At 41.6% G+C, this 12,055-nt stretch carries 12 protein-coding genes; 3 read left to right on the top strand and 9 right to left on the bottom strand.

The window, feature by feature from the left end:
- Positions 1-38 precede the first annotated feature (38 nt).
- Positions 39-677 (top strand): CPBP family glutamic-type intramembrane protease, encoded by a 639-nt coding sequence (locus IGI92_RS03815; protein ID WP_074536369.1) that lies wholly within the window; start codon positions 39-41, stop codon positions 675-677.
- 157 nt (positions 678-834) lie between these two features.
- Here IGI92_RS03815 and IGI92_RS03810 read toward each other — a convergent pair whose 3' ends face one another.
- The 9 genes from IGI92_RS03810 to IGI92_RS03770 form a co-directional block, all read right to left on the bottom strand.
- Positions 835-999 (bottom strand): hypothetical protein, encoded by a 165-nt coding sequence (locus IGI92_RS03810; protein ID WP_430608113.1) that lies wholly within the window; start codon positions 997-999, stop codon positions 835-837.
- A 116-nt stretch (positions 1,000-1,115) separates the two neighbouring features.
- Positions 1,116-1,958, bottom strand: a complete 843-nt coding sequence (locus tag IGI92_RS03805; protein WP_430608111.1) for a Cof-type HAD-IIB family hydrolase — start codon at positions 1,956-1,958, stop codon at positions 1,116-1,118.
- 250 nt (positions 1,959-2,208) lie between these two features.
- Positions 2,209-2,592, bottom strand: coding sequence for a DUF7006 family protein (locus IGI92_RS03800; protein ID WP_005237452.1), 384 nt, complete (start codon positions 2,590-2,592; stop codon positions 2,209-2,211).
- Between the two features lie 536 nt (positions 2,593-3,128).
- Positions 3,129-3,785: an HAD family hydrolase gene (locus tag IGI92_RS03795; protein WP_430608109.1), complete on the bottom strand. Its 657-nt coding sequence runs from the start codon at positions 3,783-3,785 to the stop codon at positions 3,129-3,131.
- 280 nt (positions 3,786-4,065) lie between these two features.
- On the bottom strand, positions 4,066-4,680 hold the full coding sequence (locus IGI92_RS03790; RefSeq protein ID WP_430608107.1) for a helix-turn-helix domain-containing protein: 615 nt from the start codon (positions 4,678-4,680) through the stop codon (positions 4,066-4,068).
- Between the two features lie 233 nt (positions 4,681-4,913).
- Entirely contained in the window at positions 4,914-6,203 is a 1,290-nt protein-coding gene (locus IGI92_RS03785; RefSeq protein ID WP_244733102.1) for a CapA family protein, read from the bottom strand.
- A gap of 267 nt (positions 6,204-6,470) precedes the next feature.
- Complete coding sequence (locus IGI92_RS03780) at positions 6,471-6,602, bottom strand: FeoB-associated Cys-rich membrane protein (protein WP_430608104.1); 132 nt, start codon at positions 6,600-6,602, stop codon at positions 6,471-6,473.
- On the bottom strand, positions 6,599-8,737 hold the full coding sequence (gene feoB / locus IGI92_RS03775) for a ferrous iron transport protein B (protein WP_430608103.1): 2,139 nt from the start codon (positions 8,735-8,737) through the stop codon (positions 6,599-6,601). Before feoB ends, IGI92_RS03780 begins: the two co-directional genes overlap by 4 nt.
- A complete protein-coding gene (locus tag IGI92_RS03770) occupies positions 8,737-9,204 on the bottom strand; it encodes a FeoA family protein (RefSeq protein WP_142424959.1) in 468 nt (155 codons plus the stop codon). The genes feoB and IGI92_RS03770 overlap by 1 nt, the downstream gene beginning before the upstream one ends.
- Before the next feature lie 356 nt (positions 9,205-9,560).
- Between IGI92_RS03770 and nrdH the strand changes: the two genes are divergently transcribed.
- Both nrdH and nrdE read left to right on the top strand, forming a co-directional pair.
- Positions 9,561-9,785: a glutaredoxin-like protein NrdH gene (nrdH, locus tag IGI92_RS03765; RefSeq protein WP_005225182.1), complete on the top strand. Its 225-nt coding sequence runs from the start codon at positions 9,561-9,563 to the stop codon at positions 9,783-9,785.
- Positions 9,786-9,882: 97 nt separating this feature from the next.
- Complete coding sequence (gene nrdE / locus IGI92_RS03760) at positions 9,883-12,042, top strand: class 1b ribonucleoside-diphosphate reductase subunit alpha (RefSeq protein ID WP_430608101.1); 2,160 nt, start codon at positions 9,883-9,885, stop codon at positions 12,040-12,042.
- Positions 12,043-12,055 lie beyond the last annotated feature (13 nt).

Below are 12,055 nucleotides of genomic sequence, written 5' to 3'. Positions count from 1 at the left end.
AGTACATGCTCTATAGCTTAATAAGGAGAGAAAAGTAAATGAACAAACTTATAGGAAAACAAATCTCATGGAACAACGCTTTACTAGGAACAGTCCTCGCAGGTATCGGTTTGGTCGGTCTTTTGTATGCCCCTGCCATCGTCAGCATCTTCTCATTATCGATTGCCAGCTATTGGGCATTACGGCTGGTTTACGGTAAAGAAGCAGTCAAGCAGCTCTTCGGAAAACCCATCGCACCAGTGAAGACGATCAGCAAGTATTTTCTTTTAAACATCCTGATCAGCTTCCTCGTTTCTCTCGTTTTGCAATATGGACTAAAGTGGGATCTTCACGGAAATCCGGTGAACGAAGGCTTTCAGTGGTTGACTCTGCTCGTTATTCCAATCATGTTACTTGGAGAAGAACTCTTTTCTATCTTCTTTTTAGCGATTTTTTCTAGTAAATGTACCTTGCCAGTTGCCAGCATCCTTTCCGCGATCATCTTTGGCTTGGTTCATTACAGCACTTATGACAACGGCAATGTTTTCCATACCTTGGTCCATATTCTTTTCATTCAAGGGGTGGCGCGCTTGCTATTTAACCAAGCTGCCATCAAGAGCAACTCGATCCTGACTAGTTGGGGCACACATGTCTTGTTCGACCTGTTTGCTATTTTAGTGGCTTATCTGACTGCTTGAGAAAAACGAAAAAGACTGATTCAATTGAAATCAGTCTTTTTTGATACAACAACTAGTTACCTGAGTATTCCTCCCTGAAAGGAAGCATTGATCGCTTTTGTGCCTTTCACGAGGTTGGGTGTTTGTTCTATTCGCTGTGTTTCATAAGAAAAAGGCCTTACTTTTTAAAGGGATCCTCTTTTACTTTCTCACAAGTTTCTGCTTCACTGTACACCTTCATCAGCCGCTTGACTTCGCCTTCGATATTAAAACGCAGGGCTTCTGTCGCCTTCAGGTTTTTCAAAGCTTGTTCAAGATAACAAAAAAAGGTCGTTTCCTTCATTTACCCAGCCTCCTTGTCAATCGTTGGTTTTACAGGTCACTTTAACAACGTTGCTCAACTCCTGATCAATTCCTCTAGGAAACAAAAGAATTGTGCAGACATCTGCTTCTTAGTGGTTACACCAGACCGTGCTTTTGGAGTGCTTGCGCAATCCCGCCGTCTTCTGGACGAGCCGTCACCTCGTCAGCTACTGCCAATAGCTGTTCACAGGCATTGCCCATCGCAATTCCTGTCGCAACGGCTTCAAACATTTCGACATCATTATTGCCGTCACCAAACGCCAAGGTATCTTTGTTATCGATCCCTAGATGGTTCAAGAGAAAATCGATGGCTGTTTTCTTGTGGATATTCTTGATGCCGATCTCGCCACTGTCTTTGCCAAAAACAGGAACTGTACTGCGAATCATTTGGAATTGTTCGTGGTATTGGTCATGAACCTGTTCATAAGGAATGGAATGATTGATGAAGGAAACTTTGTTCACGTCATCGTAATCGATTTTCGCTTCGTCCTCAATCAATATATCAAGGAACCACTGAATAGTTTGAACACGTTGTTTTCCTGCTTCACTTTCAACAGGCTCACCTGCTAAGACGATCTCAATCAACCGATTTCGTAAATTGGTACTGGCAAATAATCCTTGATTCGATTCCAAGTAATACTCGATTTGGTTTGCTTTTAAGAAATCGATCAGTCTTAATAAGGCTTCCTTTTCAAAAACTTTGTGCAAAATCACCTCATCGTGCACCTCGCAATAACCGCCGCCGGCACCAATCATTCCACTTAAAGGCAGTGCCAGTACATCTTCTGTGATTTCGGCTTTTGAACGACCCGTACACAAGAAAAATTCATGCCCCTTCTTATGTGCCGCTGTGATCGCTTGGCGAGCACTTTCAGGTACGTTTCCCGCATCATCGCACAATGTTCCATCTACATCTAAAAAGACAATTTTCTTCGTCAAATCATTCCCTCTTTTCTCACTCAATCAATAAAGCGCTCACATGAACGTACTTGCCGAACACAAGGTGTCAAGATCAGCTCCTTAGAATTAGTATAACAAATCACAAGGAAAGTGCGCTAGACTATTTTACTAGATCATAAGATGGGATTCTGTTATTGTGATCCCTCTTTCTATTCCTCTACTCCCGTGTTCATCGCGTTATTGCTCCATGTGTTCTTTCTTGAGATGGTTGAATTATCCTAAAATATGCTTACTCCTCACTTAAATAAATTAAACTCCATTTTGGTACTTGATTGTTTTTTTGACCTGTAAGCTCGCGATAATAAGATTTTTTATCATTTTTGATCATACAAATAATTTCATGCTCATCCATACAAAACTCTTTGCATAGGTTTGTTCTACTATTTTCAAAAAGTTCCAGTAAAATTTGAATCTGCGCATCTATTGCTAGAAGTGCTTTGAGCTGATCAAATAAATTTTTTGATCGATCATAATAAATGTACTCAAATTCATTGCAGAGTTCTTGATAAAAATGAAAAATTTTGGGGAAATCTGTCATTACCCCTAAACTTAGCAACACTTCTTTTGAATAACACAAATAGTCTTTCGGTTCCTTGATATTTTCTGATATCATATCCTTACTCCTTTACATCTATTTTTTTTTGGTGAAAGTAGCGCTATCCCTTCTGCTCGCTTTGATTTTCTTCCGATAGTTTTTTTAATTGAAGCTTAGCTGTCCAAAAACCACTAAAAATGATTGGGTCTTTAGCTCTTACCAATGCAGACACATTAAGAAAATCAGTTACGCCTATTATAGTTTCCCTTTCAGATTCTCTTATAATTACTTTTTATTAAATAAAAGAAATAAGAGTGAAAAAGAGGCGGCCCCGTTCCCTTCTGCTAAAAAGTAGTGCCCGAATGCAACTAGATCGTCTCTAATGACAAGAAAATGACTATAATATCCACAAAAATCAACAGATAGCTAAAATTGTTGCTTCATGTAAATAGACGCCCCATATCCATACCAACAAAAAAAAACAATAATCGAATCTATCGATCATTGGTCGAAACCTCAAATATACTGCTGGAAGAAGACGTTCAGTCCATTCTATTTTTCACGCTACAGATCAAAAATAGAAATGATTTTTAAACTGTATCAGTAAAAATAGATCAAGCATAGATATAATCTAAAATATCCTGCGGCGCTTCTGCCAAAGCATCTGGTTTTTCAGCGGAAAGTTTTTTCGCATCGTGGCTGCCCCAGGTAACAGCGATGGTTTTGACACCGGCTGCTTTGCCCATCTGGATATCAAAAATAGCATCTCCTACCATGATCGTCCTTGTCGGATCAAACTGATACTGAGTTACTACTTTATTGATTCCTTCTGGATGAGGCTTGTAGTGGGACACCGCATCTGAGCCGATGATTTCTTCAAAGAACGCCACCAGGTTCTGAGCAGCCAAATTTCGTTTGACGACCGCTGTCTTCTTACTTGAAACCACGAAACAAGGAACCTTTCGTTTCATTAAGATTTCTAGGACATGGGGAATTTCAGGAAATACGTTCAAGGTACTTTCCTCGTATGTTTGATAATAGGTACGAAAAACCCGAATCAGTTCCGTTGCTGTTTCTTGATCCAATGGCTTTTCTGACATTTTAAAAAACGATTCTTCGATCGGTATCCCCATGTAATGTTCAATGACTACCTCACTCGGTACTTTGAGTCCCATCTCTGTAAAAGCTGCTTTTGTCGCCTTGATGCTGCATTCTCTCGAATCTAATAGGGTTCCGTCTAAATCAAATATCACACACTCAATCTTCTTCACGACATTTCCTCCTCTGAAAGATACTACAGCACGTTTCTCCAAAGTGCTTTTTAAATCCTGTAGTATTCCTTTTCATTACTGATTATCTCTATTTTAACACTAAAAAAAAGCATTATCATAATTTTCGATACCATCATTTATTTAATACTAATATTTTTATATAAAAAACGACTCAATTTGAAAACAGAGTCGTTTCTACCTGAAAAGCAGTCGAAGCTACAAAGAGGTCTATTCGTGAGAAATAAGGCTTCGATGCTCTTTTGATCACACAATTTTCTTTTTATTGTAAGATATAGCCTTTGCCCCAAGCGGTACGAACCCGTTTTTCAGTGTAGTCGTATTCATCTAATTTTTCATTGATTCGTTTCGCTAATATCGACAACTGAGATTTTCTCGAGTTTGTTCCACCATTTCCCCAAATTTTCCAACACAGGTCTTCTCGGTTAATAAATTGCTCTTCTCCTAAATTGTTAAAAAAGATCTGTTCTTGTAGACTAAGAAATTTAGGAAAGGATTCTTTCGTGACGGATGCTTTTTCTAACTTACGACTAATTGGTGGTAGTGCAGCCAAAAATTCTCTCAGCTCGACAAAAGAGCGATTCAGGTACGTGGCATTTTCAGCTTTTTCCATCTTACCTTCTTGTTCAATATTCCCTGGCAAGATACGGACGATTCGTTTTTGATAATAAGGAGCCAACGCCTGATTGATCAATAAAAATTCTGGATCTGCAATCGTTTCACTGACAAATAAGCAGTCAAATAATTTGGCGCTTTCTATCAACCATTCCGCCTCTTCTGTATTTTTCCCTACGAACACTTCATGACTCAAAATCTGTAACTCCCGCTGCAAATCAATCTCATATGATATATTTTTCGTCAGTATAATAATTCTCATGACACATCCTGCTTTCTTTCCCTTTTATTCAGAAATCATCTACTGAATCCTTTCCGACTCATTTCTGAATGCTTTATGTTGACATTATTACTTATTTTTATCAGTTTGAGGTGTCATTTTTTGTTCATAAATGATAGTCTACTGTCATGTTTTGTTGGAAGGAGCACCATTCGTTTCATGATTCGTTTTCTCGAGAGCTAATAAAAAAGCAACCTGTTGGTCAGGTTGCCTTATTAGTCATTTTGATTTTCTTTTTGCTGCTCCCACTTCAAATCTAACAGCTCCAGCATTTCATGGTAGGCGGTTTCTATGCGCTGTCGTTTTTCTTCAGGAACACGTTTGGCGTATTGTCCATCCGGTAGATAATCTTCGGCCAAGTAAACTTGAAAATCAAAGGCCTGTAAGACGCCGTATTCTGGATCATAATAGGTACGATCAGGGATCGGCTCTTTGGAGACCCAAGTTGGATGTAAGGCAATCTTACTTAAATAGGTCCGAGCTCCCTGTTTGGTGATCTCAACTTCTGGAATGACGCCGCGTTCGGTCCAATAGTTGTTATTGACGGTTTCATAACGTTGATTCGACAATAAGTTCCCCATTGAATAAATGATAAATTTCTTTTCACCGTCCTTTTCGATGATTTCGGTTGGTTCTGCTACATGCGGATGGCCGCCGAAAATAATATCAGCACCAAAATCGATCATCTTCCGATAAACAGTTTGTTGTTCTTCCGTTGGTTCTAAAGAATACTCGACACCAGACTGAGGCATCACGATGGTGATATCCGCCAAGGTTTCCGCTTCTTTGATCTCTGCTTCCACCTTATCGAGGGACAAGTCTTTCAAATAGGTGTCATACTCTGCTTGAGTTAAGCTTTCTTCAAGTCCATTGAAGCCATAGGCATAGGCCAAGAGAGCAACTTTGATCCCGTTGACTTCTTTGACCAAAATTCCACTATTGTCGACCGTGACACCAATCGTTGCCAACCCTTGATCGTGAAAAGCAGCCGCCGTTGTTTTGACTCCTTCGATTCCCGTATCTAAGATATGATTATGAGCAAGATCGATCACATCAAAGCCCGCATCTTTGATGCTGGCAACGGCATCGATAGGCGCGTTGAATAAGGGAAAACCGCCAAGCGGTTTATTAGGATTGATGGTTCCTTCAAAATCACCCAGAGCAAGATCCGCCGATGCAATTAACGGTTTGACTTGCTCAAAATCATTGTCAAAATCATAACGCTTTCCATCGTAAGCGCTTAAATAAACAGGTGTATGATAAAGCATATCGCCACTAGCTGTCACTGTGATGGTTTTTACTTCTGGCTTTGTTTCGGTAGAACTACTTGATTCTTGCATTGGCTTAGTCGGTTTTGTCGATTCTGCTGTAAGACGCTGTTCGGGGATGCTTGTCGCTTGAATCACTAGATAAATCACTCCGAATGTGATCGCCAATAATGCTACACTTAACCCAGCAATGATCCGCTGGCGTTTCTGACGCTCCCGTCTTCGTTGTTGTCTCATGCCCTCACCCTTTCACTCTGCTTTATCAAAAACCTATCTTCGTTTACGTTCTAACGAGATTCCCTGCTCCCTTTCCTGCGAATCTCACTAAATAATATCTTTTTATTAAATAATTATACTATATTTGAGATTCCTTTAATAGGTCGTTTTGTAAAGAATAAAAAAACAGCCCGATCGTGATCGAACTGCTTTATTCTTTTCTGAGTTGTTTTATTCGTTTCTATAGTAGTTCTGACATCAGAAGTTTTTCCTTTCTGCTGTCATCCGCTACTTTGTTTCCTCATGCTTCACAGGGCAACTGCTATGACAATCAGAACAATGATCCTTTTTCACCATGCGGTACACCACACGGGTACCATAGCCAAAAATCAGGCCGCTTAGAATTATTGTAGCAATCATTTTTCGCCTCCTACGACTTGGATCAAGGGTGCACTCCCGCGGAATGGTTTCTTCAACAGAGCAAATACCAATAGCCCAGCAATGAGGATTGCCGCGAAAACACCGAGCGTGAGGTGTCCGCCTTCAAAGATGACGTGCCCGAATTGGTAGACCAACAAGCTGGCGCAGTATGCCAAGCCGCATTGATAGCCAATGGCTAACCACGTCCACTTGCTGTCCCCCATTTCACGGTGGATCGCACCGATGGTAGCAAAACAGGGGGCACATAGTAGATTAAAGACGAGGAAAGAGTATGCCGCCACAGCAGTGTAATCGCCGCGCAACACTTGCCAAATCTCCGTCCCACTTTCTGACAACTCACCGGTTTGTCCGTAGAGAATCCCGAATGTGCCGATCACATTTTCTTTGGCCACCAAGCCAGTGATCGTCGCCACGGCGCCTCGCCAAGTTCCCCAGCCTAGGGGAGCAAAAAGCGGCGCCAAAAGTCGACCGAAAAAGGCCAAAATGCTTTGGTCTTCACTGACCCGCTGCAAGGCAAAGCTGTAGCTGGAGGTAAACCAGACAAAGATACAAGCCACAAAGATTATCGTTCCGGCTTTTTTTACAAAAGCAATGGCTCGATCACAGGCACTTTTCAAAATCGTTGTGAGCTGCGGCAAGTGATACGCTGGCAGTTCCATAATGAATGGTGCCAGATCACCTGCAAAAAGCGGCGTTTTTTTCAAGACGATCCCTGAAAAAATCACAGCGCCCATGCCGACAAAATAGGCCGATGGTGCGACCCAACTATACTGAGGGAAAAAGGCTCCGGAGATCAATGCGATGATCGGCAATTTGGCAGAACAAGGCATGAAGGTCGTGACCATCACCGTCAACCGACGATCCTTTTCGTTTTCAATCGTTCGGCTTGCCATCACCCCCGGCACGCCGCAGCCTGTGGCAATCAACATAGGGATAAACGACTTGCCGGATAGACCAAATTTGCGAAACAACCGGTCCATGACAAATGCCACCCGTGCCATGTATCCACAGTCCTCCAAGATAGCCAAGCAAAAAAACAACACGAAGATCTGCGGCAAAAAGCCTAAAACCGCACCGACCCCAGCCACAATGCCATCCAAAATCAGTTCTTGTAGCCACTGGGCGACCTGCAGCTGTTCTAGCCAATGCGCTGCTGTTTCGGGAATCCAGCTGCCAAATAATACATCATTGACCCAATCAGTGCCGATCGTGCCAATCGTCTGAATCGATAAATAGTAGATTCCCCACATAATGAAGGCAAAAATCGGTAGTGCCAATACGCGATGAGTCAACACGCGGTCGATTTTGTCGCTGAAGGCTAAGTGCTGATCTGTTTCCTTGATGACTGCCAGCGCCAACAATTCTTCAATGAAGCCATAGCGCTCATTAACGAGAATGGCGTCACTGCTGTCTTTAAAGATCATCTCTAAAATCGAAATCGTCTCCTGAAGGACTGCTTGCTGGGAATCAGTCAGTTTACACATTGCTTGAATCGCTTCATCTTTTTCAAAGAGTTTTATGGCAAACCAGCGTTTTTGCTGCTGAGGGATCGTCTCTGGCAAAATCGCCATGATCTCGGTCAAGCCAGCTTCTAAACGATCATCGTAGCGGGGAGGGAGCTGTTGTGTGTTGACTGCGTGCTTCGCTGCCTCGATCATTTTGGCTAAACCACGTTGTTTCAAAGCACTGATCCCCACTACAGGAATCCCTAATCCGTAAGCCAATTTTTCGAAGTTGATCTGCAAGCCTTTTTTCTTTAATAGATCGATCATGTTGATGGCTGCCACAGTCGGAACATTCATTTCTAATAATTGCAAGGTTAAATACAGATTTCGCTCAAGATTAGTTCCGTCAATAATATTGATCACCGCATCCAGCGATGCTTCCATCAAATAATTGCGGGAAATCAGTTCTTCCGGCGTATAAGGTGACAAGGAATAGATCCCGGGCAGATCTTGGATCAGCACGTGCCGGTCTTTTCGCAGTCGCCCCGCTTTACGTTCTACGGTGACACCCGGCCAATTGCCCACTGTTTGTTTGGCACCAGTCAATTGATTGAAAGTACTTGTTTTCCCGCTATTGGGATTTCCTGCTAATGCAAATTGATAGGTCATCAAGCTTCGACTCCTTTTTCGATAAAAACCAACGCTGCTTCTTGCTTTCTCAAAGACAATTCATAGCCGCGGAGCCGAATCTCCATTGGATCACCCAATGGAGCCAGTTTCACTACTTCCAAATGAACGTTTTTCGTAAGCCCCATATCCATCAAACGACGGCGCAAAGCACCTTTTGCACCAATCTGATTGACCTTCCCGCTTTCACCAATTTGCAGCTGATCCAAAGAGGTAATGACCGTTTGCTGCTGGATTTCTGTGACATCGATTTGTTCCATGACCCGTGCATCTAAAGCAATCCGCGTCCCTTGGTGCAAAATGATGCCGCCTTTGCGATCTTTTTGCACCACAACGATTTCAACCCCCGTGCGAATGCCAAGATCGTTTAAATGAACCGTGATTTCTTTGGTTGTTGCCAACGAGTCGATTTTGTATGTCCCAGAAGCCCAAGTTTGCGCCATTTTCATTGGTTCTTACTCCTTTTGTGAAGTGTTTTTTAATTAACCTACTTTAATTGAGAATGATTATCATTATAATAGAGCCATTTCCATAGGAAGTCAATCTGTTTTCGACTTAACTTTGAATCTTACTTCACAATAGAGATTTTTTTTACTCATTTTGATTGCATATCCCCTCTAATAATTACGCAAAAACCTTGTAATTCTAAGTATTTTCCGCTTTTTTCATTTGCATAAAAAACACAGAAACACTATAAATTGTGTATGCCGAATTCACAAGCACAAGATATAGTGTTTTTTCGTTGACTTTCTCCGAGACTTATTTATACTAGGTTTATAACTATTACAACTCGGAGGAAACAATTATGAATATCAAACTATTTTCTAAAAACAACTGCATGCAATGTAAAATGGCGAAACGCTTTTTAAGTGAAAATCAGATTGCCTTTGAAGAAATCAATATCGATAATGAGCCTGAAGCATTAGAATTTTTGAAAGAACAAGGATTTCAAAGTGTGCCAGTCATTACCTCTGATGCGCAAACGATCATCGGTTTCCGTCCAGATCAACTACGTCAATTAGCGAGCTAAGATTTTTCTCAATGTGATGCTTTTGAGGGATTTGTCAGTCGTCCAGACCGCAAGTCCTTTTTTATACGAACAAAACAAGAAAAGAGGTTAGCCATTTATGAGCTTGAAAGAAATCAAAGATGTCAGTTATTTCAAATTGAATAATGAGATCAACCGTCCAGTAGATGGTCAAATTCCATTAAATAAAGACAAAGAAGCCCTAGTGGCATTCTTTAAAGAAAACGTTGAACCAAATACCTTAACCTTTGCGACTGCAATGGACAAAATCAATTATTTGATTGAAAATGATTATTTAGAAGAAGAATTTATCAAAAAGTACCGTCCTGCTTTTATTGAGGACTTGTATCAATTCTTAGATGAGCAACACTTTACTTTCAAATCATTTATGGCTGCTTACAAGTTTTATTCACAATATGCATTAAAAACGAATGATGGTACCGCGTATCTTGAGCGTTACGAAGATCGGGTGGCGTTCAACGCCCTTTACTTTGCGGATGGGAATGAAGAGTTAGCCATGAGCTTGGCAGATGAAATGATCTACCAACGTTACCAACCAGCAACCCCTTCTTTCTTGAACGCAGGACGCAAACGTCGCGGTGAATTAGTTTCTTGTTTCTTGATCCAAATCACTGATGACATGAACGCGATCGGTCGTGGGATCAACTCCGCGCTGCAACTTTCACGGATCGGCGGCGGTGTCGGGATCACATTATCAAACTTGCGGGAAGCTGGCGCGCCTATCAAAGGCTACGAAGGTGCAGCAAGTGGTGTGATGCCTGTAATGAAATTGTTTGAAGATAGCTTCAGCTACTCAAACCAATTGGGGCAACGGCAAGGGGCTGGCGTGGTCTACTTGAACGTCTTCCACCCAGACATCATCAGCTTTTTATCTGCGAAAAAAGAAAATGCAGATGAAAAAATTCGTGTCAAAACCTTGTCATTAGGTGTGATCGTACCTGACAAATTTTACGAATTGACGCGTAAAAATGAAGAGATGTATCTCTTTAGTCCCTACAGTGTCGAAAAAGAATATGGCGTACCCTTTTCTTATGTCGATATCACCAAGGAATACGACAACTTAGTCATGAATCCACGGATTCGCAAGACTAAAATCAGAGCCCGTGATTTAGAAAATGAAATTTCTAAATTGCAGCAAGAGTCTGGTTATCCTTATATCATCAATATCGATACCGCAAACCGCAGCAACCCAATCGATGGCAAGATCATCATGAGTAATCTTTGTTCCGAGATCCTTCAAGTCCAAGCACCATCTGAGATCAACGGCAAACAAGAATACGAGGTTTTAGGAACAGATATCAGCTGTAACTTAGGTTCCACCAATATCGTGAACTTGATGGACAGCCCTGACTTTGGGAAATCTGTTCGAGCAATGACTCGTGCCTTGACCTTCGTTACTGATGCGTCTGACATTGACGTGGTACCATCGATCCAAAATGGGAATGCCTTGAACCACACGATCGGTTTAGGCGCAATGGGCTTGCATACCTATTTCGCAAAAAATCAAATGGAATACGGTTCACCAGAATCCCTTGAATTTACTGATCTTTATTTCATGTTGTTGAACTATTGGACATTGGTTGAAAGCAATGCCATCGCCAAAGAAAAAGGCGAAGTTTTCCATAACTTTGAAAAATCAGCTTATGCAGATGGCAGCTACTTTACCGATTATATCCAAGGTGACTACCAACCAAAATCGGAAAAAGTCAAAGCATTGTTTGAAGGCGTCTTTTTACCAACTGGTGAAGATTGGGCAGCCTTGGCACAAACCGTCAAAGAAACCGGCTTGTATCACCAAAACCGCTTAGCCGTTGCACCAAATGGTTCGATCTCTTATATCAATGATACGAGTGCCAGCATCCACCCGATCACTCGGATGATCGAAGAACGCCAAGAAAAGAAAATCGGCAAGATCTATTATCCAGCACCTTACTTGAGCAATGAGACGATCGGCTACTACAAATCAGCCTACGATATGGATATGCGCAAAGTGATCGATGTTTACGCAACTGCTCAAAAACACGTCGATCAAGGGATGAGTATGACCTTGTTTATGCGTTCAGATATTCCAGAAGGTCTTTACGAATGGAAAGAAACGACAAAACAAACCACGCGTGATTTGAACATCTTGCGTCACTATGCTTTCCACAAAGGGATCAAATCGATCTACTATGTACGGACCTTTACAGATGATGCAGAAGAGATCGGCAGCAACCAATGTGAAAGCTGTGTCATCTAATCCAACTTTTGCC

The sequence above is a fragment of the Enterococcus sp. DIV2379 genome (genome assembly GCF_050542965.1).
Taxonomy (GTDB): Bacteria; Bacillota; Bacilli; order Lactobacillales; family Enterococcaceae; genus Enterococcus_D; species Enterococcus_D entomosocium.
The sequence above is the reverse complement of the archived record's forward strand: the minus strand, read 5'-3'. Positions and strand labels throughout refer to the sequence as shown.